Source organism: Streptomyces sp. NPDC046866, assembly GCF_040704625.1.
GTDB lineage: Bacteria > Actinomycetota > Actinomycetes > Streptomycetales > Streptomycetaceae > Streptomyces.
Window position 1 is genome coordinate 70,203 of record NZ_JBEYXN010000014.1, and the last position, 23,375, is coordinate 93,577.

Here is a 23,375-nt window from a genome sequence, read left to right on the forward strand (position 1 = left end):
GGGGAGTGCGCCGGATGCCGGGCGGCGGGCCCGTGTCCCGCGGCGCCAGGTTCCTGACTGATCGTCAGTTGACTAGGCTGGTGGACGTGAGCGAGCAGACGGAACAGACTGAGAACGGCGTCGTCATCGTCGGCGCCGGAATGGCCGGAGTGCAGACCGCGGTCGCCCTCCGCGAGCAGGGCTGGACCGGCCCCGTGACCCTGCTGGGCGCCGAGCCCCACCAGCCGTACGACCGGCCCCCGCTGTCCAAGGCGCTGCTCCTCGGCAAGGCCGAGGACTCCGCCTTCGACGTGGACTTCGAGGGCCTCGGCATCGAGCTGCGGCTCGGCGTCGAGGTCACGGGGCTGCGGGCCGCCGACCGCGAGCTGGACACCGAGGCGGGGCCGGTCCCGTACGGGGTCCTGGTCCTGGCGACCGGGGCCGAACCGCTGACCCTGCCGGGCGCGGAGGGCGTCCCCGGCGTCCACCTGCTGCGCACCCTGGACGACGCGGCGCGGCTGCGGCCGGTGCTGGCGCAGTCCCCGGCGACCGTGGTCGTCGGCGCCGGGTGGATCGGCGCGGAGTTCGCCACCGCGGCGCGGGAGGCCGGCTGCGCGGTGACCGTGGTCGAGGCGGCGGACCGGGTGCTGGCCGGGGCCCTCCCGGCGGAGGTCGCCGCGCCGATGGCCGCCTGGTACGAGGAGATCGGCGCCGCCCTGCTGACCTCGGCCCAGGTGGCCTCGGTCGAGTCCGGGCGGGTCCTGCTCGCGGACGGCCGCGAGCTGCCGGCCGGGGCCGTGGTCGTCGGGATCGGCGCCCGGCCCGCCACCCGGTGGCTGGCCGGCTCCGGCGTCGAGCTCGGGCCCGACGGCTCGGTCACGGCCGACGCCTTCCTGCGGACCTCCCTGCCGGGGGTGTACGCGGTCGGCGACTGCGCGTCCTTCCCGTCCGGGCGGTACGGGGCGCGGCTGCTGGTGCACCACTGGGACAACGCGCTGCAGGGGCCGCGGGTGGTCGCGGCGAACATCCTGGCCGGGGGCCCCGCGCAGACGTACGACCCGGTGCCGTACTTCTGGTCGGAGCAGTTCGGCCGCTTCGTCCAGTACGCGGGGCACCACGCGGCGGCGGACACGCTGCTCTGGCGGGGGGATCCGGGGGAATCCGCCTGGACGGTGTGCTGGCTCCGGGCCGGGTCGCTGGTGGCGGTGCTCGCCGTGGGCCGCCCCCGCGACCTGGCCCAGGCCCGCCGCCTGATCGAAACCGGCACCCTGGTCGATCCCGCCAAACTGGCCGACCCGTCCACCCCCGTGAAGTCCGCAGCGGCCTGACCCCGGACCCCGGACCCCGCACCCGGCGCCCCGGGCGCCGGCGGGGCCGCACTGCCGGGCGCCCGTGCCGGGCGGTCGGCGGAGCCGGGGCGGACCCGGATGGGGTGGCTCGGGTGCCGGGCGGCGGCGGGAGGTGGCAGGCTTGTGCCGTGACCGAGATTGACGCAAAGATCGATGCCCTTGTCCCCGCCTGGCTGTACCTGCCCGACATCGCCGAGATGCTCGACATCGAAGTGACCCGGGTCCGCCAGCTGGTCAAGGAAGGTCAGCTGATCGCCGTACGCCGCGGTGAGAACCGCGCCCTGCAGGTGCCCGCCGCCTTCATCGCGGGCGACAAGCTGGTCAAGGGCCTGCCCGGCCTGCTGACCGTCCTGCGCGACGACGGCTTCTCCGACGAGGAGATGCTGGAGTGGCTCTTCACCGCGGACCCGACCCTGCCCGGCACCCCGGTGCAGGCGCTGAGCGAGAATCGCGGCACGGAGGTGAAGCGCCGCGCCCAGGCGCTCGCCCTCTGACGCCCGACGCCTGAGCCCATCCGATCCATCCGCGGCGCCCGGAGCCGCCGCCCACCGCGGCGGCCCGGCGCCGTGCCCACGAGGGGGACCCCCATGTCCGCGCACGCGAACGCCCAGCTGTCCGACGCCCGGCTCTACCTGTGCACGGACGCCCGCAAGCGGCAGGGGGACCTCCCGGAGTTCCTCGACGCCGTCCTGGCCGGCGGGGTGGACATCGTCCAGCTCCGCGACAAGGGGATGGAGGCCGGCGAGGAGCTGGAGCACCTCCAGGTCTTCGCCGAGGCCGCCCGCCGCCACGGCAGGCTCCTCGCCGTCAACGACCGGGCCGACGTCGCCCACGCCATCGGCTCCGACGTCCTGCACCTGGGCCAGGGCGACATCCCCGTGCCCGCCGCCCGCGCGATCCTGGGCGGGGGCGTCCTGATCGGCCGCTCCTGCCACGCCGAGTCCGAGGTCGCCGCCGCGGCCGCCGAGCCCGGCGTGGACTACTTCTGCACCGGCCCCTGCTGGCCCACCCCCACCAAGCCGGGCCGCCACGCCCCCGGCCTGGACCTCGTCCGCTACGCGGCCTCCCTGCAGCAGGACCGCCCCTGGTTCGCCATCGGCGGGATCGACGCCGGCAACCTCGACGAGGTCCTCGACGCCGGCGCCACCCGCATCGTCGTGGTCCGCGCCCTCACCGAGGCCTCCGACCCCGGCGCCGCCGCGGCCGACCTGGCCAAGCGCGTCCGGGACCGCCTCGCCTAGTCCCCGCCCCGTCCGGCCCCGGCCCCGGCGCCCTCCGGCCCCGGCCCCGGCGCCCTCCGGCCCCGGCCCCGGCGCCCTCCGGCCCCGGCCCCGGCGCCCTCCGGCCCCGGCGCCCTCCGGCACGGCCGCCCCGGCTCCGGCCCGGGGGTGTCCAAAAACATGTCCAAGGAGTGGACGCGGCTTCGGTGTCCGCGGACGCGCGTCTAACCTGCCCGTATGGCCCTTGGAACCGCTTCCACCCGAACGGACCGTGCACGCACGGTCCGCGACCTTCTCGCGTCCGGGGACCCCTCGTACTCCTTCGAGTTCTGGGCGCCCAAGACCGAGACCGGCGAGCGCAACCTCTGGAACGCGCTGCGCCGCATCGAGGCGGTGGGCCCGAGTTTCGTCTCCGTGACGTACGGGGCCGGCGGCTCCACCCGCGGCGGCACCGTGAAGGCCACCCAGCAGATCGCCGCGGACACCACCCTGACGCCCGTCGCGCACCTGACCGCCGTCGACCACTCGATCGCCGAGCTGCGCAACGTCATCGGCCAGTTCGCCGACGCCGGCATCCGCAACATGCTCGCCGTGCGCGGCGACCCGCCGGGCAACCCCATGGGTCCGTGGGTCGCGCACCCCGAAGGCGTGCACTACGCGGCCGACCTGGTCCGCCTGCTCAAGGAGTCCGGCGACTTCTGCGTGGGCGTGGCCGCGTTCCCCGAGATGCACCCGCGCTCGGAGGACTGGGACACGGACATCCGGCACTTCGTGGACAAGTGCCGCGCAGGCGCCGACTATGCGATCACCCAGATGTTTTTCGATCCCGAGAATTATCTGCGGCTGCGCGACAGCGTCGAGAAGGCCGGCTGCGAGACGCCGATCATCCCTGAGGTCATGCCTGTTGTGGCCGTCAAGCAGCTCGACCGGCTGCCCCAACTCAGCAACGCCGTCTTCCCGGAGGCCGTGAAAGAGCGCATGCTCGCCGTCAAGGACGATCCGGCCGCTGTACGCTCCATGGGGATCGAGTTCGCCACGGAGTTCTGCGCGCGGCTGCTGTCCGAGGGTGTCCCGGGGCTGCACTTCATCACGCTGAACAACTCCACGGCGACTCTCGAGATCTACGAGAATCTGGGCCTGCACCAGCGGGCCTGATCGGCCGTTCCCGCGGGCGGCCGTACCGAGGGGTGCCACGCATGGGAATGACGGTCCTCTACATCGCGTTCGGCTTCGTCGCGCTGTGGCTGCTTGCCGAGGTCCTGATGCAGTACAAGGCCCGGCTGCGCTGGCGGCTGCTCGCGTTCGCCGGGTTCCTCGGCGTGGTCGCCGGAGTGGTGTTGCCGTCGGTGCTGGTCATCGCGGTCGGCGCGGCAGCCTTCGCCGTGGGGCAGACGCTGGTGACGCTCTCCTTCCGCAAGGGCTTCGAGGCCGGCTGGGCGATCCGCCGCGGCAAGGGCAAGGGCAAGGGCAAGGCGGGCAGGAAGGGTTCCGCCGCCAAGGACCAGGCCGGCAGCGGGTCGCGCCGCCGCCGGGCGGGCGGCCCGCGCCCCGAGCCCTCGCTCGAGGTGACCGCGCTGGAGTACGGCGACGGCGCCGCCGCGGACGCGGACGCGGCGGACGACGACGCGGCCGAGGTCTACCGCCCGGAGCCGCTGCCCGACGAGACCGGCACCTACGGGATACAGAGTTTCGCGCCCGCCGCCGACGCGGCGCAGACGGCCCCCTTCGCCTCGCCGTTCACCACGGCCGAGCAGGACGCCCACGGATACGCCGCCTACCAGGACCCGAACACCCCGGGCGGCGGCTACGACTACTCCGGCGGCTACGCGACCGGCGGCGACCAGCAGGTCTACGCCGCCTACTCGGACCCGTACATCGGCACCGGCGGCGGTGTCATCCCGCAGCAGCCGTACGACTACACCCCGTACGCAGGCGACCCGTACGCCGCGGCGGGCGCGGCCGCGCAGGAGCAGTACTCCATGGACACCCCGCCCGGCGGGGTGTGGGTGCCGCAGCAGCGGGACGTCGCCCAGCCCTACCCCGGGGACGACCAGAGCGGCGCCTACCCCCAGCAGCCGCAGCAGCCCCAGCAGTACCCCTACCAGGGCACCGGCGAGTACGAGCAGTACCGCTACTGAGCCCCGGCTCCCGCACCGGCCGCCGCAGCCCCTGCCCGCAAGCACCGCGGGCAGGGGCTGCGGCGCGTCACTGCGAGCCGCGGAAGCCCGCGCCCTCCACGATCAGTCCGGCCACCAGCGCCCCGGTCATCCCGGCGTGGGCGAGCCCGCCGCCGGGGTGGGCCCAGCCGCCCGCGAGGTAGAGCCCGGGCAGGGCGGTGGAGTTGCCCGGGTAGAGCAGCCGGCCGCCGGCTCCGGCGAGCGCCGGCGGGGGCACCGCGCCGCCCGCCGCGCCGGTGGCCGCCTCGATGTCGGCCGGGGTGCGCACCTCGCACCACAGCAGCCGCTCGCGCAGCTCCGGCACGGCCCGTGCGGCCAGGTCCAGCAGCCCGTCGACCCGGTCCGGGGCCGGCCCCTCGGGCCCGCACGCCAGGCTCACCGTCAGCGCCTCGTGTGCGGCGTCGGGGCGGGTGCCCGGGTCGTCGGGCCGCAGGACGGTGAGGAGCCCGCCGGGGGAGTGGACGAGGGTGCGGTGGACGGCGTCCTCGGGGCGGGCGCCGCGCAGGGCGAGCAGCAGGGTGCACCGGCTGCGCACACCGGTTCCGCGCGCCGGCACGCCGTCCGGCGGGAGCGGGACTCCGAGCCGCCGGGGGTCGGCCGCGCAGACGACGTGGTCCGCCTCGGCCTCGGTGCCGTCGGCGAGCACCAGCCCGGCCGCCCGGCCCCCGCGCTCGAGCACCCCCCGTACCGGGGTGTCGAAGGAGAAGGAGACCTTCCGCTCCAGGCAGCGCTCGTACACGGCGGTGGCCAGGGCCCGCATCCCGCCGCGCACGTACCAGCTGCCGAAGGTCTGCTCCATGTACGGCAGCACGGCCGCGGCGGCGGGGGCGCCGGCCGGGTCGATCCCGTACGCCTCGACGCGGGCGGCCAGCAGTTCGCCGAGCGGCCCGCCCAGTTCGCGCCCGGCGATCTCGGCGAGGGTCGGTGGGCGGCGGCGCAGCAGGCCGCTCCGGCGCACGGCCGGGTACGGGTCGCGGCCGAGAACCTGCCAGTCGGGCCGCAGCGGCTCCTCCAGCAGGGGGCGGCGGGTGGCGTCCCAGGCGTCGCGGGCCCGGTTCAGCACCTCGTTCCAGCGGTCGCCGGAGCCGGCGCCGAAGGCCCGGTCGAGGGCGGCGGCGGCGCCGCCCCGGGAGGTGCCCGGGAGGGTGACCGCGGTGCCGTCGGGGAGGACGTGCCGGACGGCCGGGTCGGCCTGGACGAGGTCGACGCAGTCCTCCAGGGGCCGTTTGCCGGTCTTGACGAACAGGTCGCGGTAGACGGCGGGCAGGTGCAGCAGTCCCGGTCCCGTGTCGAAGACGAAGCCGTCGCGCTCGTACCGGCCGACCGCGCCGCCGTACGTCGGACCCTGCTCGTACACCGTCACCTGGTGCCCCGCCACGGCCAGCCGGGCCGCCGTGGCCATTGCGCCCATGCCGGCGCCGATCACCGCAATTCGTGCCATGCGGCAGACCCTATCGAGCGGCGGCAGGGGTCAGCCGGGCGGGCCCGCGGCCGGGCCGGCGCCCGCGCGGGCCCCGGCGGCGAGGCGTTTCTCCTCGCGGCGCTGGGCCCGGCGGCGTCGGAAGAGGCGGATCCGGGTCCACACGAAGACCAGGACCGCGAGGCCGGCCGCCAGCAGCACGGCGGCGATGATCGCGGCGGCGCCGGGGTGGAACAGGGCGAAGGTGACGATCCCTGCGACGCCGAGGTCCTCGGCGGTGCTGAGGGCGATGTTGCTGAACGGCTCGGGCGAGGTGTTGACGGCCATGCGGGTGCCGGCCTTGACGGCATGGCTGGCCAGGGCGGTCGATCCGCCGATCGCCCCGGCGGCGAGGTCGGGGAGCGAGCCGCTCTGCCCGGCCAGCAGGGCGCCGACGACGGCTCCGGCGACGGGCCGGATCACGGTGTGGACCGAGTCCCAGGCGGAGTCCACGTAGGGGATCTTGTCGGCGACGGCCTCGCAGAGGAAGAGCACCCCTGCCACGACGAGCACGTCGGTGCGCTGGAGGGAGGCGGGGACCTCGTCGGTCAGCCCGGTCGCGCCGAAGACGCCGAGCAGGAGGACCACGGCGTAGGCGTTGATCCCGCTGGCCCAGCCGCTGGTGAAGACCAGGGGAAGCACACTCACGCCGCCATCATGCCGCAGCGCGGCCCGTCCGGCAGGCACTCCGGGAGAACCGAACGGCGGGCGGGGGCAGTGCAGGGAGGGGCGGTGCAGTGAGGGGGCGGCCGCCGTGCGGCAGCCGCCCCCTCACCCGTGTCTGTCGGGGGCCTACTGCCCCTGCTCGTCGCGGCGGCGCTGCCACCGCTCCTCGATGCGGGTCATCATCGACCGCCGCTGCCGGTTGCGGCCGTGGGCCGCACCGCCTGCCATGCCGGAGACGGGGTGCTCGCCAGGCTTGGGCGCCTTGCGCCAACCGGTGACCACGAGGACCGTACAGCCCAGCATGACGAGGAAACCCACCACGCTGACCCAGAGTACGTTCGGGACGATCACACCGGTCATGAGGAGCGCGATACCCACCACAATGCCTGCGACTGCCTGGTAGACCCGTCGCCGGGTGTACGTACGCAGTCCGCTTCCCTCAAGCGCTGTCGCGAACTTGGGATCTTCGGCGTACAGCGCTCGCTCCATCTGCTCGAGCATTCGCTGCTCGTGCTCCGAGAGCGGCACGGGAGTCCTCCTCATCCGTCGGTCGCGGGGGGTAGCGACCAGGGGTCCCCTTCAGGATAGGCGGGGAATCGCCCCCGTGATACCCGCCCTCCACGCCAGGTTGGAAATGCGCTGCCGGGAAGGGCGCTGCCCCACAATCAAAAAGCACTGAGCAAAACCGTACCGCCGCCAGGCGCGGTCACTGAGGCGCTTATTCCCCACTGATCCGTCGGCCATGCCGGTGGCAGTTCCGATCATACGGCGGAGAACTCCGCGGCGGAGGCTGTCCGCCGGGACCGGAGCGACTCCACCCGCAGGAGGGGCGGGCGCCGATCGGGCGCGGCTCAGGCGTGCTTCTCGCCCAGGACGTGCAGCTGGGTGGCGATCGCGTGGAAGGCGGGCAGCTCGGCGGCGGCCTCCTCCAGGCGCAGCAGGGCCTCGCCGGCCCCCGGTTCGGTGTCCACCAGGACGCCCGGGACGAGGTCGGCGAAGACGCGGACGCCGTGCACCGCACCGACCTCCAGGCCGGTCCCGGCGACCAGCTCGGTGAGCTGCTCGGCGGTGAACCGCCGCGGGACCGGGTCGCCCTCGCCCCAGCGGCCGGCCGGGTCGGTGAGCGCCGCGCGGGCCTCGGTGAAGTGGCCGGCCAGGGCGCGGGCCAGCACCGCTCCGCCCAGGCCCGCCGCCAGCAGGCTGAGCGTGCCGCCGGGGCGCAGCGCCGCCACGGCGTTGGCCGCACCCTCGGCCGGGTCGTCCACGTACTCCAGCACGCCGTGGCAGAGCACGATGTCGTACGCCTCCCGGTCGACGACGTCGAGCAGTCCCTGGGCATCGCCCTGCACCCCGCGGACCAGGTCGGCGACGCCGGCCTCGGCGACCCGGCGCTCCAGCCCGAACAGGGCGTTGGGGCTGGGGTCGACCACGGTGACCCGGTGGCCCAGGCGCGCGAGCGGCACGGCGAACCTGCCCGTGCCGCCGCCGGTGTCCAGTACGTCCAGCACGTCCCGCCCGGTCGCCTTCACCCGGCGGTCGAGTGCCTCCTTGAGGAGCTCCCACACCACGGCGGTGCGGAGGGAGGCACGGGGGCGGGAAGTGTCCGACACGGCTGATGGCTCCTCGGCGCGCTGAGAGTGGGCGATGCGTGCCCCACCCTATTGCCTCCGACAGCCGTGCAGCTCATCCCGCGTCCGGGCGCTCCGCGCGGGGTTGGGGCAGGGGCTGCGCCACCGGCTGGAGCGCGAGCATCCGCTCCACCAGCCGGAGGAACACCGCCGCGGCGCGCACGAGGTAGTCCGCGTCCTCCGCGCTCGCCGCGTCGCGTATGCCGGCCTCGGCCCGGGCCCGGCGCTCGGCGCCCGAGGCGAACAGGGAGCTCCACTCGGCCAGTTCCGGCGCGAGCTCCGGAAGCACCTCCCAGGCGCTGCGGATGCGGGGCCGCCGCCGCGGGTGCGCCGGCTCGGGGCGCCCCCGCGCGGCGAGCACGGCGGCGGCGACGCGCAGGGCGGCGAGGTGCGCCGTGGCGTAGCGCTCGTTGGGCCGGGGCAGCAGGGCGGCCTCGGCCAGGCCGGCGCGGGCCTTGGCGAGCAGGTCGAGCGCGGCCGGCGGTGCGGCCGACCGGCGCGGGACGGGGTGGACAGGGGACGGGGACGGTGTGGCCATGACGAACCTCCTGTCGTTGCGTACTGCTCAGTCGTGGGGCGCGGTGTTCCATGCCTCGCGGACCATCGTGACGTGCGCCACTGACAATCGCTCCTACCTGCGGTTTTGCCGGTCGGGCCGGGTGGCGTGCGGGGCGGCGCGGCCCCCGTCGCGCGCACGGCGGCCCCGGGTGCTAGGTTTTGAACTGACCGGTCAGTTCAAAAGAAAGGGGGGCGCGTGGACAGCCCGCACGGCGCGGCCGTCACGGCCGAGGACTTCGGACTGAAGGGCCCGCGCGGCTGGGTGTTCCGGGGCGTGGACATCGATGCCGCGCCCGGCTCGCTCATCGCCGTCGAAGGCCCCTCCGGCAGCGGCCGGACCTGCCTGCTCCTCGCCCTCACCGGGCGCATGAAGCCCACCGAGGGCCGCGCCGCGGTCGCCGGGCACCGCCTGCCGAAGCGGATGGCCGCGGTCCGCCGGATCGCGGGCCTCGGCCCGGTCTGCGGGGTCAACGAGCTCGACCAGGCCCTGACCGTCGCCGAGCAGCTGCGCGAGGGCGCGCTGCTCCAGCGCCGCTACGAGGGCCCCGTCCGCGCCCTGCTGCGCCCGCGCGGCGAGCGCCGCACCGCCACCCAGGCCCGGATCGACGCCGCCCTGGCCGCCGCGGGCCTGGACCTGGACACCCTCCCCAAGGGACCCCGCACCTCCGTCCGCGACCTCGACCGCCTGGAGGCGGTCCGGCTGTCCGTGGCCATCGCCCTGCTGGGCTCCCCGCGCCTGCTGGCCCTGGACGACCTGGACCTGAAGCTCTCGGACGCCGAACGCGCCGAGGCCTGGGACCTGCTCCGCTCGATCGCGGCGGCGGGCACCACCGTCCTCGCGGTGTGCAGCCAGGCCCCCGAGGACGTGACGGTCGTCCGCACGGACGCCGCACCCGGGGACGGGAAGGCGGGCGGGGCCAAGGGCGCGGCCGACGAGACGGACGACAGCCCCGGCGCCGACACCGACGCCGACGACAGCACCGAAGACGCCACCGACGACGAGAAGGGGACGGACGATGCGCTCGCCGAAGCTGGCCGCGCTTGAGCTGAAGCGGTTCGGGCGGGGGAAGCTGCCCCGGGCCGCCCTCGTCGCGCTGCTCCTGCTGCCGCTGCTCTACGGAGCCCTCTACCTGTGGTCCTTCTGGGACCCGTACAGCCGCCTCGACAAGGTGCCCGTCGCGCTCGTCAACGCCGACAAGGGCGCCACCGTCGAGGGCAACCGCCTCGACGCCGGCGCCGAGATCACCAAGAAGCTGCACTCCAGCAAGACCTTCGACTGGCACGAGGTGAGCGCCGAGGAAGCGGCCAAGGGCCTGGAGAACGGGACGTACTACCTCTCCCTGACCATGCCGGCCGACTTCAGCGAGCGGATCGCCTCCAGCTCCGGCGCCGACCCGACCACCGGCGCCCTCCAGGTCCGCACCAACGACGCGAACAACTACATCGTCGGCTCGATCTCCCGCACCGTCTTCTCCGAGGTCCGCTCGGCGGCGTCCACCAACGCCTCCCGCAAGTTCCTCGACAAGATCTTCGTCTCCTTCTCCGACCTTCACGACAAGACCGCCGAGGCCGCCGACGGCGCCGACAAGCTCAAGAACGGCGCGAGCGACGCCCAGGAGGGCGCCAAGAAGATCGCCGATGCCCTGGACACCGCTGTGGAGAAGAACGGCGAGCTCACCGGCGGGCTGCAGACGCTCAACGACGGCGCGGACCAGCTGGAGACCGGCGCGAACGCCGTCGCCGCCGGCACCCAGGCCGTCGCCGACAAGGTCAACGGCGCCGCCGACAAGGCCCGCCCGTACCTGAAGAACCCCCAGCAGGTGGCGGACACCGCCGAGCTCGTCGCGGACACCGCCCAGGTCGTCGGCAAGCACCTCGACACCATTGCCAAGCGCGCCCCGCAGGCGGCCAAGCTCACCAGGACGGCCGCGAACCTCGCCGCCGACGCCTATACCCGCAACTGCACCGGCGCCGCGGCGGCCAAGACCTCCCCGGCGGCCTGCGCCGACTTCAAGAAGATCAAGGACGCCACCGCCGAGGCCGCCGAGCTCAGCGGCGACGTCGACGCCCTGGCCAAGGACTCGAACGGGGACCTGGCCACGCTGAAGAAGCAGCTCGCCGACCTGGAGAAGCAGGCCCGCCAGCTCGCCTCCGCGGCCCCGGGCCTGTCCACGGACCTCGAATCGGCCGTGGCCAAGGCCAACGCCCTCAACTCCGGCGCCCACAAGGTCGCCGCGGGCCTGACCAAGCTGCACGCGGGCATCGGCTCGGCCGGCGACGGCTCCGCCGCCATCGGCCGGGGCGTCGCCAAGATCGGCGACGGCGCCCACAGCCTCGACGGCGGCCTCTACAAGCTCGTCGACGGCAACGGCGCCCTCGCCGACGGCCTGCACCAGGGCGTCGACAAGATCCCGGACTACGACCAGCAGCAGCGCGACGCCCGCACCCAGGTCATGGCCGACCCGGTCAAGCTCGCCAACCAGTCCCTGCACAAGGCGCCCAACTACGGCACCGGCTTCGCCCCGTACTTCATCCCGCTGTCCCTCTGGGTCGGCGCGATGGTCGCGTACATGCTGATCGCGCCGATGAACAAGCGCGCCCTGGCCGCCGGCGCCTCGCCCTGGCGGATCGCCCTCGCCGGCTGGCTGCCCGTCGCCGGGCTCGGGTCGCTGCAGGTGGGCGCCCTGATGTCCGTCCTGCACTGGGGCCTCGGCCTGCAGATGGCCCGCCCGGCGCTGACCATCGGCTTCCTGGTCCTGGTCACCGGCTGCTTCGCTGCGATCGTGCAGTGGCTGAACGCCAAGTTCGGAGCCGCGGGCCGGATCCTGGTCCTGGCCGTCCTGATGCTCCAGCTCACCTCGGCGGGCGGCACCTACCCCGTGGAGACCAGCCCCGGCTTCTTCAACGCCATCCACCCGTACCTGCCGATGTCGTACATCGTCGAGGGCCTGCGCCGCCTCATCACCGGCGGCGACCTGGCCCCGGTCTGGCAGGGCTGCGCCGTGCTGGCGGCCTTCACCGCGGGCGCCCTCGCCCTGACCGCGCTCGCCGCCCGTGGCAAGCAGGTGTGGACGATGGACCGGCTCCACCCCGAACTGAGCCTGTGACCGGGCCCGGACAGATCGGTTCACCTGTGAGAATCAGCGCCATGGAAAGCAGCAGCACCAGCGCCGGCACGAGCGCCGTCGGCGGCCGCCGGCAGGCGACGCGCCAGAAGCTCTACGAAGCAGCCGTCACGCTCATCGCCGAGCAGGGCTTCTCCGCCACCACGGTCGACGAGATCGCCGAGCGGGCGGGCGTCGCGAAGGGCACCGTCTACTACAACTTCGCGAGCAAGAACGAGCTCTTCGAGGAGCTGCTGCGGCACGGAGTCGGCCTCCTCACCGCCTCCCTGCGGGCGGCGGCGGAGTCCACCGAGGCGCGCGGCGGCAGCCGGGTCGAGGCCCTCGACGCGATGATCCGCGCGGGCCTGGTCTTCATCGACCGCTACCCCGCCTTCACGCAGCTGTACGTCGCCGAGCTGTGGCGGACCAACAGGACCTGGCAGTCCACGCTCATGGTGGTTCGTCAGGAGGCCGTGGCCGTCGTGGAGACCGTGCTGCGCGAGGGCGTGGAGCGCGGCGAGCTGAGCGCGGAGATCGACGTGCCGCTGACTGCTGCGGCGCTGGTGGGGATGGTCCTGGTGGCCGCCCTGGACTGGCAGTCCTTCCAGAGCGAGCGCTCGCTGGACGACGTGCACTCGGCGCTGTCGCTGCTGCTGCGCGGACGGGTCAGCGGCAACGGCTGACGGGTGGGTGACCCCCGATCGGCGGTGCCGCGGGGCGCGGGGCGCGCGTACAACTGGTGGGGCCCGCTTCCGGCCCGCCGCCCGGCCCGAGTATGAGTACGCGTACCCAGGCACCGGATGAGTACCCGCGCGGATGGGCTCCCACCTGCGCGGACGCCAGACTGGGGGCAACGGACGGGAACCCGGTCCGGACCGCCGACACGGGGCGGCCGGTGCGGACCGGGTGCCTGCGCCGCGACCGGGACGGGGTCAGGGGACCCGGGGGGCCCGGTGATGCAGGAACGCCGGCGCGGCGGGGCTCGGGGGGATCGAGCCTCGCCGCGCCGCCGTTTTCCCATCCGGCCCCTGCGGCCCGGCCCTGCGGCTCGGCCCCGGCCCTGCGGCCCGGCCCGGCTGCGCGGTGCGGCTGGGTGGGCGCTGCGCGCGGCCTGTCCCCTCCCCGCCCCTTCCCGAAACCGGGGCCTGCGGCCCCGGCCCCCGCTGCGGGGCTGCGCCCCGCGCCTGGGGCTCCGCCCCAGACCCCGCGCCTCAAACGCCGGCGGGGCTGTATGGGGCAGGCCTCGCGCCTCGAACGCCGGCGGGGTTGGATGGGCGGGCCCTGGGCCTCAAACGCCGGCGGGCTGGGTTGGGTGGGCCTCCGCGCGTCAAGCGCCGCGGGGTTGGATGGGGCGGGCCCCGGGCCTCAAGCGCCGGCGGGGCTGGTTGGGCGGGTGCTGTGCCTCAAAGGCCACGTCGGCGGGGCTCGATGGGCCGGCCCCGCGCGTCAAGCGACGGCGGGCCGGACGGGGTGGTCAGCCGCGGTTCTTCAGTGGCAGCTTCGGCCGGAGCTTCTGGCCCAGTGGCCGCAGCCGCGCACCCAGCGCGGCCGCCCGCCCGCGCACCGCCGCCGCGGCAGCCGACCAGCGGGCCGCCGCCGCACGCCGCACCCGGACCCCGGACCGCGGCAGCAGCAGCGCGCGCAGGCGGCCGGCCCGGCCGGCGCCGGCCAGCAATGCCGCCCGGGCCAGCAGCACGTCGGCGGCCAGGCCCTCGTACGCCGCCTCCCCGGCGGCGTCCGGCCGGGCGTACAGCACCCGCTCCACCGCACCGGCGACCCGGTGCACCGCAGCCGCGGCGTCCTCCTCCAGCCGCCCGAGGAGCACCAGCCGGTCGGCGGCCCGCCGCGGGGACAGCGCCCCGTCGGGGGCGAGGCCCACGTCCCAGGCGGCGTCGCCCAGCTCCTCCCAGGCCGGCAGGACGGCGCCCGCCGCCAGGCGCCGGGAGCGGAGCCGCGAGCGCCACAGCAGCGGCAGCAGCGGCAGCGCCAGCAGGGCCAGCACGCCGCCCGTCCAGGCGAGGACCGCCCCGACGGACACACCGTCGTCGGCGGCTCCGGCGCTCGACCGGGGGTTCTTCGTCCCGCACTCGCCCAGGCGGGCCAGCTCCGGCGGGCAGTCGTCGGCCTTCGACGGTGCCGCGGAGGGCGCCGCCGAGCTCTGCGACGGCAGCGGAGCCGGCGCGGAGGGCTGCGCCGCGGGCCGCTCGGTGCGCGAGTAGTCCGGCCGCGTGATGCCCTGGCGGGGCGTCGGCTCGAACCGGGTCCAGCCCACACCCTCGAAGTACAGCTCCGGCCAGGCGTGCGCGTCCCGCATGCTCACGTCGACCGTGCCGTCCGACTGCTTCTCGCCCGGCGTGAAGCCGACCGCCACCCGCGCCGGGATCCCGAGCGAGCGCGACATCGCCGCCATCGAGAACGCGAAGTGGACGCAGAAGCCCTCCTTGTCGGCGAGGAACCGGGCGATCGCCTGCGGTCCCGTGCCCGAGGCCACCTTCGTGTCGTAGCGGAAGCCGCCGCCGACCGCGAACCAGTCCTGCAGCCGCACCGCGCGCGTGTAGTCGTCCTTCGCGCCCTTCGTCACCTGGCGGGCCGTCTCCGCGACGACCGGCGGCAGGTTGTCCGGCAGCTTCGTGTACTCGTCCCGGACCTCCTGCCGCGCCGGGGGCGCCGCCTGGAGCTGGGCGGCCGTCGGGCGCAGCAGCAGGCTGCGCACCGTGTACACCGCGCCCTGGACGTTCTGGAAGCGGTCCTTGCCGATCTGGTCGCCGACGAGGGTCCGCCCGGCCGGCTCGAACCGCCACTTGCCGGGGATGTCCACGCCGGTCGCCGGGTACGGCATCGGCAGGTAGCGCTGCGCGTAGCTGTCGGCCGCCGAGATGTTGGTGCGCACCTCGGTGGCGCTTTGCCGGACCTGCGCGCTCAGACCCGGCGGCGCCGGCAGCTGCTCCGGCACGTCGGTCAGGGCGCGCCCGGAGGCCTCCCACTTGACGCCGTTGAACTCGTCCAGCGCCAGGATCCGCAGGTACTGCTCGCCGAGCTGCGGGCTGTCCGTGCGGTACTTCAGCACCACCCGGTTGTCCTGCGCGTTCAGGCTGCCCTGGAGGGAGACCAGCGGGTTCACCGCCGAGATCGTCCCGCCGGTCCCGCTGCCGCCGCCGGCGGCCTCGCCGCGCCCGGCCAGCAGCCCGCCGCCGAGCGGGGGCAGGGCCGCGGGCACCACGAGGGCGATGCCGAGCGCGACCGCGCCGATGCGCCGCCCGGTGCGTACGGGAGCGGTCGCCTGGCCGGAGCCGCCGCCCCCGTACCCGGAGGACGCCGAGACCCGCCCGGGCGGCGCCCCGCCGAAGACCCGGCCCCACTGGGCCAGCCGGTCGCGGCCCTCGGCCAGCAGCAGCAACAGGTAGCCTCCGCCGGCCAGCAGGAAGGCGAACCAGGCGCCCCCGGCCCCGGTGCCGGCGGACAGCCCGGCGGCCACCGAGTACAGCGCGAGCAGCGGCAGCCCGGCCGCGGCGGCCGTCCTCAGCGTCACCGCCAGCAGGTCCACCACGAGTCCGACCAGCAGGACGCCGGACAGCAGGAGCAGCCGGATGCCGTCGGTCAGCGGGGCCGGGATCGCGAACTCGGCGACGTCCTGCACGCCCCGCCGGAACAGGGCGGCGAAGTCGCCCACCAGGTAGGCCATCGGCCCGTCCCCGGTGGACTCGCCCTTCCCCGCGAACAGCAGGGCGAGCACCAGCAGCGAGACCACGACCTGGGCGGCGACGGTCAGGGGCCGGGCGAGCGGGATCCGCCGCCCCGCCGCGCCGACGCCGCTCTGTACGGCCAGCAGCAGGGCCGCCTGCAGCAGCCAGCCCGCGGACTCCACCAGCGAGGCCAGCGACCAGGAGGTCAGCAGCGTCGCCAGGACCGCGAACAGCGTGACGCGCGCCCGCCCGCTCATGCCCGGCCCCCGGTGGCACCCGAGCCCAGCGGGGCGTTGCCGGCCTGCCGCCACAGCTCCCCGAAGGCGGCTCCGGGCGGCACGGCCAGGGCCGTCCAGCCCGCCGCGCGCAGCCGGTGCAGCCGCTCCTCCACCGCGGTGGGCCGCCCGGCCCACACCGCCGCATCCAGTACGAAGGCCACCGCGGCCCCGCTGCGCCCGCGCATCTTGGCCGCCAGTTCCGTCTGTACGTCGTCCAGGTCCCCGAAGAAGGCGATGAGCAGCCCGTCCCCGCCGGTCTCGCCGAAGCCGCCGCCGGGGCCCGCGCCGCCGCTGCGCAGCGCGTCGTACGCGCGCGCGAGGCCGGCGCCGTCGGAGTGCCCGACGACGGCGAGGGTGTCCATCATCAGCCCGGCGGCCTCGGCGGAGTCCTGCCCGCCGGAGGAGAAGCCGCTGCCGTCGCCGGGCACCGCGGTCCCCGCATCGGTCAGCAGCCGGGTGGAGAACCCCTGCTCGAGCAGGTGGAGCAGGGTGGAGGCGGCCGCGGACACGGCCCACTCGAAGGCGGAGTCCGGGCCGGCGCCCTCGAAGGCCGCCTCCCGGGTGTCCAGCAGCACGGTGGCCCGGCTGCGCTGCGGCTGCTCCTCGCGGCGGACCATGAGCTCGCCGTAGCGGGCGGTGGAGCGCCAGTGCACCCGGCGCAGGTCGTCGCCGCGCCGGTAGGTGCGCGGGATCACGTCGTCGTCGCCGGACAGGGCCAGGGCGCGGCGGCTGCCGTCGCCGTAGCCGGAGGTCTCGCCGGCCAGCCGGACCGGCGCCAGCTCCTCGGTGCGCGGGACGACGGTCAGCAGGTCGTGGGTGCTGAACGAGCGGGTCAGCTCGACCAGCCCGAACGGGTCGGTCAGCCGCAGCTGGAGCGGGCCCAGCGGATAGCGGCCGCGCAGGTCGGAGCGGACCCGGTAGGACACCTCGCGGCGCCCGCCGGGCTCGACCCGGTCCAGGACGAAGCGGGGCCGGGGCCCGAGCACGTACGGCACGCGGTCCTGGAGCATCAGCAGCCCCGTGGGCACCCGCGAGACGTTGTCGAGGCGCAGCTGCACCCGGGCCTCGGAGCCGGCGGCCACCCGCGCCGGGCTCAGCCGGCGGCTGCCCGCCACCCGGTGGCGGGTGCGGTGCAGGGCGAGGACGCAGACCAGCGGCAGCACGGCGAGCAGCAGCCCGACCTGCAGCAGCTCGTCCTGGCCCAGGACGTACGCGCACAGCCCGGCGGCGGTCCCGGCGGCCAGGAAGGACCGGCCGCGGGTGGTCAGACCCGCCAGCGAGGCGCGCAGCCCGCCGAAGCCGCCGCCGGTGTCCTCGCCGCCGGCGCCCGGGGCACCGGCGCCCATCAGAAGCCCCGGATGCCCGCGCCGGGCGGCACCTCGCCGCGGGAGTGCGCGGACGGTACGGGGGTGCGCTGCACGATGTCGCGGACGACCTGCTCGGCGGTGCGGCGGTTCAGCTGGGCCTGCGCGGTGGGCAGCAGGCGGTGCGCGAGCACCGGGCCGGCCAGCTGCTGGACGTCGTCGGGCAGCACGTAGTCGCGGCCGGACAGGGCGGCGGAGGCCTTCACGGCGCGCAGCAGGTGCAGGGTCGCGCGCGGCGAGGCGCCCAGGCGCAGGTCGGGGTGGCTGCGGGTCGCGGAGACCAGGTCGACGACGTAGCGCCGGACCGGCTCGGCGACGTACACCTCGCGCACGGCGTCTATGAGCTTGACGACGTCGTGGGCGTGGGCGACGGCCTGCAGGTCGTCGAGCGGGGAGAGCCCGCCGTGGACGTCGAGCATCTGCAGCTCGGCGTCGGGGCTCGGGTAGCCGACGGAGACGCGGGCCATGAAGCGGTCGCGCTGCGCCTCGGGCAGCGGGTAGGTGCCCTCCATCTCCACCGGGTTCTGGGTGGCGACCACCATGAACGGGCTCGGCAGGGCGTAGGTCGTGCCGTCGACGGTGACCTGGCGCTCCTCCATCGACTCCAGCAGCGCGGACTGGGTCTTGGGGGAGGCGCGGTTGATCTCGTCGCCGATGACGATCTGGGCGAAGATCGCACCGGGCTTGAACTCGAACTCGCGGCGCTGCTGGTCGTAGATGCTGACGCCGGTGATGTCGGACGGCAGCAGGTCCGGGGTGAACTGGATGCGCTGCACGGAGCAGTCGATCGACTTGGCGAGGGTCTTGGCGAGCATGGTCTTGCCGACGCCGGGGACGTCCTCGATCAGCAGGTGCCCCTCGGCGAGCAGCACGGTGAGCGCGATGCGCACGACCTCGGGCTTGCCCTCGATCACGCTCTCGACGGAGTGCCGCACCCGCTCGGCCGTGCTCGTCAGATCCGCGAGGCTCGCTCTGTCGTCATACGTCGTCACCTGGTACTCCTCGGCCCTTTCCGGCAGGGCCGACGTCCTTGGCGCATGACCGGCCCACCCCAACACGGACGCCGGCCCGGAAGGTTTTCCGGGCGGCGCCATCCCGCATTCTTGACGGCCCTACGGCCTTGTGTCACTCACGAGGCGGGATCGATCTCCCGCAGGAGTCCGGTGTGCACGTCGAAGACGAAGCCTCGCACATCGTCGCGGTGGGGCAGGAAGGGGTTGGTCCGGACCCGCTGCATGGACTGGCGGACGTCCTGGTCCACGTCGCGGAAGGCCTCGACGGCCCAGGACGGGCGCTGGCCGACCTCGTCCTCCAGCTCGTGCCGGAAGTCCTCGGTCAGGCTCTCGAGGCCGCAGCCGGTGTGGTGGATCAGTATCACCGCGCGCGTGCCCAGGGCCCGCTGGCTGATGGTGAGCGAGCGGATGGTGTCGTCGGTGACCACGCCGCCTGCGTTGCGGATGGTGTGGCAGTCACCGAGCTCGAGGCCGAGGGCGGCGTGGAGGTCCAGGCGGGCGTCCATGCAGGCCACGACCGCCACCTGCAGGACGGGACGGGCGTCCATGCCCGGGTCCCGGAACTGCTCGGCGTACTGGCGGTTCGACGCCACCAGCCGGTCGGTGACGGATCGGCCTGCGGATCCTTCGGCGGGGGATTCTGCGGGGAGGGATGCGGAGGTCGTCATGCCTACGACGGTAGTGGTCACCGCTGGTGAAGGTATGGAGAGAGGATGGACAAAGAACGTCAACCTGCCTTGTTGTGAGCTAACCCACACGGGTGAGCAGGGGGCGGCCGACCGGGTGATTCGCGGCTTTCGGGGGTTCCGGGTGAGGCGGAGGCACGGCACGCGGGGCGGTTCGTTGACCGCGGAGACCGTTGCACTAAAGTGACGCGAACCGGCCGGAGCCGCGGCCCCACCGGCCGCCCGGCCTCTTGGTAACACTCCGCGTGTGCGGCGCGGCGTCCGCCGGCCGCGCCGTTATCTGAGAGGGCGCTTTGACCAGCGAGTCCCGACATGTCCCGGTCATGCTCCAGCGGTGCCTGGACCTGTTGGCCCCGGCGCTCCAGGAGCCGGGAGCCGTCGTCGTCGACTGCACCCTCGGCCTCGGAGGCCACAGCGAGGCCCTGCTGACCCGATTCCCCGAGGCCCGCCTGATCGGCCTCGACCGCGACAAGGAGGCCCTGCGGCTCTCCGGCGAGCGGCTCGCGCGCTTCGGCGACCGCGCCACCCTCGTCCACGCCGTCTACGACGAGCTGCCCGCCGTACTGGACCGCCTAGGCATCCCGTCCGTCCAGGGGATCCTCTTCGACCTCGGCGTCTCCTCCATGCAGCTCGACGAGGCCGACCGCGGGTTCGCGTACGCGCAGGACGCGCCGCTGGACATGCGCATGGACCAGACGACCGGCATCAGCGCCGCCGAGGTGCTCAACACCTACCCGGCGGGCGAGCTCGTACGGATCCTGCGCCAGTACGGCGAGGAGAAGCAGGCCAAGCGGATCGTCTCGGCGATCGTGCGGGAGCGCGAGAAGGAGCCGTTCGACCACAGCGCGCGGCTGGTCGAGCTGATCCGCGAGGCCCTGCCGCAGGCCGCCAAGCGCACCGGCGGCAACCCGGCCAAGCGGACCTTCCAGGCGCTGCGGATCGAGGTCAACGGCGAGCTGTCGGTCCTGGAGCGGGCGATTCCGGCGGCCGTGGACCGGATCGCCGTCGGCGGCCGGATCGCGGTGCTGTCGTACCACTCGCTGGAGGACCGCCTCGTCAAGCAGGTCTTCGCCGCGGGCGCCGCCTCCACCGCGCCGCCCGGGCTGCCGGTGGTGCCCGAGAAGTACCAGCCCAAGCTCAAGCTCCTCACGCGCGGGGCGGAACTGCCCACCGAGGAGGAGATCGCCGAGAACCGGCGGGCCGCGCCGGCCCGCTTCCGCGGGGTCGAGCGCATCCGGGAGGCGGACCTGTGAGCAGGGCCGGGGGCGCGGGGGGCGGCGGTGCGGGAGGGCCCGGGCGGCTGCGCGGGGCCTCCGGGTCCGGGCAGGCGGCGCGCACGCCGTTCGTCCTGCTGGTCGTCGCGCTGCTCGCCGGCGGCCTGATCAGCCTGCTCCTGCTGAACTCGGCACTGAACCAGGGCTCCTTCCAGCTGGCCAGGCTGAAGAAGGAGACCACCGCGCTCACCGACGAGGAGCAGGCGCTCCAGCGGGACGTGGACGCCTACTCGCAGCCGGATGCGCTGCAGCGGCGGGCGCAGGAGCTGGGGATGGTGCCGGGCGGATCCCCCGTGTTCATCGGGCCCGACGGGCAGGTGTCCGGCAGTGCGGTGGCGGCCGAGGCGCCGGTGGCTGCGCCGTCGCCGTCGCCGTCGGCGTCGGCCTCCGCCCCGGCGGCCCTGCCCAGTCCCGCCGGGCCGCCGGCCGTCGTGCCGCCCTCCGGGGCGGCGGCCCCGCCCGCGAACGCCCCGGGCGCCGATCGCAGCGGTCCCGGGGGAGCCCCTCTGCCCAGCCCGGCCCCCGGAAGGTGACGTCGTGACGCGGACCCCTGCGGGACGTGCCCCCGCCCCGCCCCTTCACCGCTCCCCCGGGCCCCGCCCCGGCCCCCGCGCCTCAAACGCCGGCGGGGCTGGGTCGGGGCTCCGCCCCGGACCCCGCGTCTCGGTCGTCGGCGGGGCCGGATCAGTGCTCTGCCCCGGACTCCGCGCCTCGGTCGCCGGCGGGGCCGGGTTGGGGCTCTGCGCCGGCCCTCGCGCCACGATCGCCGGCGGAGCCGGGTTGCTCCGGGGCCCCCGCCCCCGCCCCCGCGGCTCGATCGCCGGCGGGGCCGGGGTGGTCCGTGTCCCGGGCGACGGCGGGGTCCGGTTCTGCGGGCCGGTGGGTGACCGGGAGGTGGGCCGGTGACGTTCAGGGACGGGCGGCGCGTGCCCCGGCCCGGCGGGGAGCGGGCCCGGGTCGATGCCCGGGGCGGCGACCGGCCGCGGGTCGATGCCGGGCGGCGGTCCGGCGGGGCGCGGGCCCCGCACACGATCCGGCTCGGGAGTCCCAAGCCCCGGCTGCGGCTGGTCGGCGTCGGCCTGACGCTGGTGATGCTGGCCTTCGTCGTACGCCTGCTCCAAGTGCAGGCCGTCGACGCCTCCGCGTACTCGGCCAAGGCCTCCGAGAACCGGTTCACCAGCTACACCCTGGCCGCCGAGCGCGGCGAGATCACCGACCGCAAGGGCGTCGCCCTGGCCACCAGCGTGGACGCGTACGACATCACCGCGGACCCGAAGATGTTCACCCCGCAGGAGAGCAAGGCCCCCGACGCGCCCGAGCAGGCGGCCGCCCTCCTCGCGCCCATCCTCGGCACGGACGCCGGAGAGCTCGCCGGCAAGCTGCGCACCAAGAACAGCCGCTACGTGATCCTCGCGCGCCGCCAGACCCCGCAGGTCTGGAACCAGATCAAGGACCTCAAGCGGGTCTTCGCGGAGAAGGCCGCCGCCGACAAGCGGGCCAACGGCCCCGGCGCCAACGTCCTGGCCGGCGTCTTCAACGAGGACAGCAGCAAGCGCGTCTACCCGAACGGGGACCTCGCCGCCGGGATACTGGGCTACGTCAACGCCGAGGGCAGGGGCGCCGGCGGCCTGGAGTCCGCCCTCGACAAGAAGCTCTCCGGCAAGGACGGCGAAATCACCTACGCCCAGTCCGGCGGCCGCCGCGTGCCCACCGCCGGGTCGAGCGAGAAGCCCGCCGTGCCCGGCGAGGACGTCGAGCTGACCATCGACCGCGACATCCAGTGGGCGGCGCAGAGCGCCATCGCCGAGCAGGTCAGGAAGTCCGAGGCCGACCGCGGCTACGTCATCGTCCAGGACACCCGCACCGGCGAGGTGCTGGCCATGGCCAACGCCCCCGGCTTCGACCCGAACGACCTCTCGAAGGCGAGCTCCGCGGCCATGGGCAACGCGGCGCTCCAGGACGTCTACGAGCCCGGCTCCACCGCCAAGGTCATCTCGATGGCCGCGGTCCTGGAGGAGAAGAAGGCCACCCCCGAGACCCACGTCGAGGTCCCCAACCGGCTCCACCGCGGGGACCGGCTGTTCAAGGACGACGTCGACCACCCGACCTGGTACCTGACCCTCAACGGGGTCCTCGCCAAGTCCTCGAACATCGGCACCATCCTGGCCACCGGCCAGCTCGGCGCCACCCAGCCCGAGGCCAACCGGGTCCTGTACTCCTACCTGACCCGGTTCGGCATCGGGCAGCCCACCGGCCTGAACTACCCGGGCGAGTCCCGGGGCCTGCTCGCCCGACCCGAGAGCTGGTCGACCTCCCAGCAGTACACGATTCCTTTCGGCCAGGGCCTGTCCCTCAACGCCATGCAGGCGGCCTCCGTGTACTCGACGATCGCCAACGGCGGCGTGCGGATCGAGCCGACCCTGGTGCGCGGCACCAAGGGCCCCGACGGCCGCTTCACCCCGGCTCCCGCCCCCGAGCAGACCCGCGTGATCAGCAAGGAGACCGCCCACACCCTCTCCGAGATGCTCGAATCGGTGGTCGACGACCAGGAGGGCACCGGAACCAAGGCGAAGATCCCCGGCTACCGGGTCGGCGGCAAGACCGGCACCTCCAACCGGGTGGATCCGGCCACCGGCCGCTACAAGGGCTACACCGCCTCCTTCGCCGGCTTCGCCCCTGCCGACAACCCCCGCATCACCGTCTACTGCGCCATCCAGAACCCCACCAAGGGCAGCTACTTCGGCGGCCAGATCTGCGGACCCATCTACAAGAAGGTCATGGAGTTCGCCCTGAAGACCCTCCAGGTCGCCCCTTCGGGAAGCGCCCCCGCCGGGCTCCCCGTCACCTACGACGCCGGTCCGCCGGCCGCACCCCCGACCGCTCCGCAGCCCAGCCCGCAGCCCGCTCCGTGACCCGGCCCGCCGGCCCGAACCGCCT

At 74.9% G+C, this 23,375-nt stretch carries 20 protein-coding genes; 11 read left to right on the forward strand and 9 right to left on the reverse strand.

Translation table 11 applies throughout. From position 1 onward, the window contains the following. Positions 1-86 precede the first annotated feature (86 nt). From AB0953_RS20985 to AB0953_RS21005, 5 genes are all read left to right on the forward strand, one after another. Entirely contained in the window at positions 87-1,307 is a 1,221-nt protein-coding gene (locus AB0953_RS20985; protein ID WP_366861014.1) for an FAD-dependent oxidoreductase, read from the forward strand. Between the two features lie 149 nt (positions 1,308-1,456). Continuing rightward, entirely contained in the window at positions 1,457-1,822 is a 366-nt protein-coding gene (locus AB0953_RS20990; RefSeq protein ID WP_361919660.1) for an Rv2175c family DNA-binding protein, read from the forward strand. A gap of 93 nt (positions 1,823-1,915) precedes the next feature. Further along, positions 1,916-2,569: a thiamine phosphate synthase gene (gene thiE, locus AB0953_RS20995; protein WP_366861015.1), complete on the forward strand. Its 654-nt coding sequence runs from the start codon at positions 1,916-1,918 to the stop codon at positions 2,567-2,569. 216 nt (positions 2,570-2,785) lie between these two features. Next, positions 2,786-3,703 (forward strand): methylenetetrahydrofolate reductase [NAD(P)H], encoded by a 918-nt coding sequence (metF, locus tag AB0953_RS21000; protein ID WP_366861016.1) that lies wholly within the window; start codon positions 2,786-2,788, stop codon positions 3,701-3,703. 41 nt (positions 3,704-3,744) lie between these two features. Continuing rightward, positions 3,745-4,686: a hypothetical protein gene (locus AB0953_RS21005; RefSeq protein WP_366861017.1), complete on the forward strand. Its 942-nt coding sequence runs from the start codon at positions 3,745-3,747 to the stop codon at positions 4,684-4,686. Between the two features lie 67 nt (positions 4,687-4,753). Here the strand turns inward: AB0953_RS21005 and AB0953_RS21010 are convergent, their stop codons facing one another. The 5 genes from AB0953_RS21010 to AB0953_RS21030 form a co-directional block, all read right to left on the reverse strand. Beyond that, a complete protein-coding gene (locus AB0953_RS21010; RefSeq protein WP_366861018.1) occupies positions 4,754-6,166 on the reverse strand; it encodes an NAD(P)/FAD-dependent oxidoreductase in 1,413 nt (470 codons plus the stop codon). Positions 6,167-6,196: 30 nt separating this feature from the next. Next, positions 6,197-6,832 (reverse strand): DUF4126 domain-containing protein, encoded by a 636-nt coding sequence (locus AB0953_RS21015; RefSeq protein ID WP_366861019.1) that lies wholly within the window; start codon positions 6,830-6,832, stop codon positions 6,197-6,199. A gap of 144 nt (positions 6,833-6,976) precedes the next feature. Beyond that, complete coding sequence (locus AB0953_RS21020; RefSeq protein ID WP_366861020.1) at positions 6,977-7,378, reverse strand: DUF3040 domain-containing protein; 402 nt, start codon at positions 7,376-7,378, stop codon at positions 6,977-6,979. Between the two features lie 323 nt (positions 7,379-7,701). Beyond that, positions 7,702-8,460, reverse strand: a complete 759-nt coding sequence (locus tag AB0953_RS21025; protein ID WP_366861021.1) for a methyltransferase domain-containing protein — start codon at positions 8,458-8,460, stop codon at positions 7,702-7,704. A gap of 73 nt (positions 8,461-8,533) precedes the next feature. Further along, positions 8,534-9,016 carry an SAV_6107 family HEPN domain-containing protein gene (locus tag AB0953_RS21030; RefSeq protein ID WP_366861022.1) on the reverse strand — a complete coding sequence of 161 codons (483 nt, stop codon included), beginning with the start codon at positions 9,014-9,016 and terminating at the stop codon, positions 8,534-8,536. Positions 9,017-9,232: 216 nt separating this feature from the next. Between AB0953_RS21030 and AB0953_RS21035 the strand changes: the two genes are divergently transcribed. From AB0953_RS21035 to AB0953_RS21045, 3 genes are read left to right on the forward strand one after another with little or no spacing between them, the layout of a single operon-like run. Continuing rightward, complete coding sequence (locus tag AB0953_RS21035; RefSeq protein ID WP_366861023.1) at positions 9,233-10,081, forward strand: ATP-binding cassette domain-containing protein; 849 nt, start codon at positions 9,233-9,235, stop codon at positions 10,079-10,081. Then, positions 10,053-12,143, forward strand: coding sequence for a YhgE/Pip domain-containing protein (locus AB0953_RS21040; protein WP_366861024.1), 2,091 nt, complete (start codon positions 10,053-10,055; stop codon positions 12,141-12,143). The genes AB0953_RS21035 and AB0953_RS21040 overlap by 29 nt, the downstream gene beginning before the upstream one ends. 41 nt (positions 12,144-12,184) lie before the next feature. Next, the gene (locus AB0953_RS21045) at positions 12,185-12,823 is read left to right on the forward strand and encodes a TetR/AcrR family transcriptional regulator (protein ID WP_366861025.1); all 639 of its coding nucleotides are present in this window, start codon (positions 12,185-12,187) and stop codon (positions 12,821-12,823) included. Positions 12,824-13,614: 791 nt separating this feature from the next. Here the strand turns inward: AB0953_RS21045 and AB0953_RS21050 are convergent. From AB0953_RS21050 to AB0953_RS21065, 4 genes are all read right to left on the reverse strand, one after another. Next, positions 13,615-16,080: a transglutaminaseTgpA domain-containing protein gene (locus AB0953_RS21050; RefSeq protein WP_366861026.1), complete on the reverse strand. Its 2,466-nt coding sequence runs from the start codon at positions 16,078-16,080 to the stop codon at positions 13,615-13,617. Then, on the reverse strand, positions 16,077-17,447 hold the full coding sequence (locus AB0953_RS21055) for a DUF58 domain-containing protein (RefSeq protein ID WP_366861027.1): 1,371 nt from the start codon (positions 17,445-17,447) through the stop codon (positions 16,077-16,079). Before AB0953_RS21055 ends, AB0953_RS21050 begins: the two co-directional genes overlap by 4 nt. Further along, positions 17,447-18,457: a MoxR family ATPase gene (locus tag AB0953_RS21060; RefSeq protein WP_366861028.1), complete on the reverse strand. Its 1,011-nt coding sequence runs from the start codon at positions 18,455-18,457 to the stop codon at positions 17,447-17,449. Before AB0953_RS21060 ends, AB0953_RS21055 begins: the two co-directional genes overlap by 1 nt. Before the next feature lie 137 nt (positions 18,458-18,594). Further along, on the reverse strand, positions 18,595-19,146 hold the full coding sequence (locus AB0953_RS21065) for a carbonic anhydrase (RefSeq protein ID WP_366861029.1): 552 nt from the start codon (positions 19,144-19,146) through the stop codon (positions 18,595-18,597). Positions 19,147-19,457: 311 nt separating this feature from the next. Between AB0953_RS21065 and rsmH the strand changes: the two genes are divergently transcribed. From rsmH to AB0953_RS21080, 3 genes are all read left to right on the forward strand, one after another. Further along, positions 19,458-20,417 carry a 16S rRNA (cytosine(1402)-N(4))-methyltransferase RsmH gene (rsmH, locus tag AB0953_RS21070; RefSeq protein ID WP_366861030.1) on the forward strand — a complete coding sequence of 320 codons (960 nt, stop codon included), beginning with the start codon at positions 19,458-19,460 and terminating at the stop codon, positions 20,415-20,417. Between the two features lie 47 nt (positions 20,418-20,464). Beyond that, positions 20,465-20,971, forward strand: a complete 507-nt coding sequence (locus tag AB0953_RS21075; protein WP_366861117.1) for a hypothetical protein — start codon at positions 20,465-20,467, stop codon at positions 20,969-20,971. Positions 20,972-21,340: 369 nt separating this feature from the next. Beyond that, positions 21,341-23,350, forward strand: coding sequence for a penicillin-binding protein 2 (locus AB0953_RS21080; protein ID WP_366861031.1), 2,010 nt, complete (start codon positions 21,341-21,343; stop codon positions 23,348-23,350). Positions 23,351-23,375 lie beyond the last annotated feature (25 nt).

Excerpts from the sequence above, each read along its gene's own strand:
- AB0953_RS21010 (WP_366861018.1), bottom strand. The coding sequence starts at position 6,166 with ATGGCACGAATTGCGGTGATCGGCGCCGGCATGGGCGCAATGGCCACG.
- AB0953_RS21045 (WP_366861025.1), top strand. The coding sequence starts at position 12,185 with ATGGAAAGCAGCAGCACCAGCGCCGGCACGAGCGCCGTCGGCGGCCGC.
- AB0953_RS21065 (WP_366861029.1), bottom strand. The coding sequence starts at position 19,146 with ATGACGACCTCCGCATCCCTCCCCGCAGAATCCCCCGCCGAAGGATCC.
- AB0953_RS21040 (WP_366861024.1), top strand. The coding sequence starts at position 10,053 with ATGCGCTCGCCGAAGCTGGCCGCGCTTGAGCTGAAGCGGTTCGGGCGG.
- AB0953_RS21030 (WP_366861022.1), bottom strand. The coding sequence starts at position 9,016 with ATGGCCACACCGTCCCCGTCCCCTGTCCACCCCGTCCCGCGCCGGTCG.
- AB0953_RS21050 (WP_366861026.1), bottom strand. The coding sequence starts at position 16,080 with ATGAGCGGGCGGGCGCGCGTCACGCTGTTCGCGGTCCTGGCGACGCTG.
- AB0953_RS21005 (WP_366861017.1), top strand. The coding sequence starts at position 3,745 with ATGGGAATGACGGTCCTCTACATCGCGTTCGGCTTCGTCGCGCTGTGG.
- AB0953_RS21055 (WP_366861027.1), bottom strand. The coding sequence starts at position 17,447 with ATGGGCGCCGGTGCCCCGGGCGCCGGCGGCGAGGACACCGGCGGCGGC.
- thiE (WP_366861015.1), top strand. The coding sequence starts at position 1,916 with ATGTCCGCGCACGCGAACGCCCAGCTGTCCGACGCCCGGCTCTACCTG.
- metF (WP_366861016.1), top strand. The coding sequence starts at position 2,786 with ATGGCCCTTGGAACCGCTTCCACCCGAACGGACCGTGCACGCACGGTC.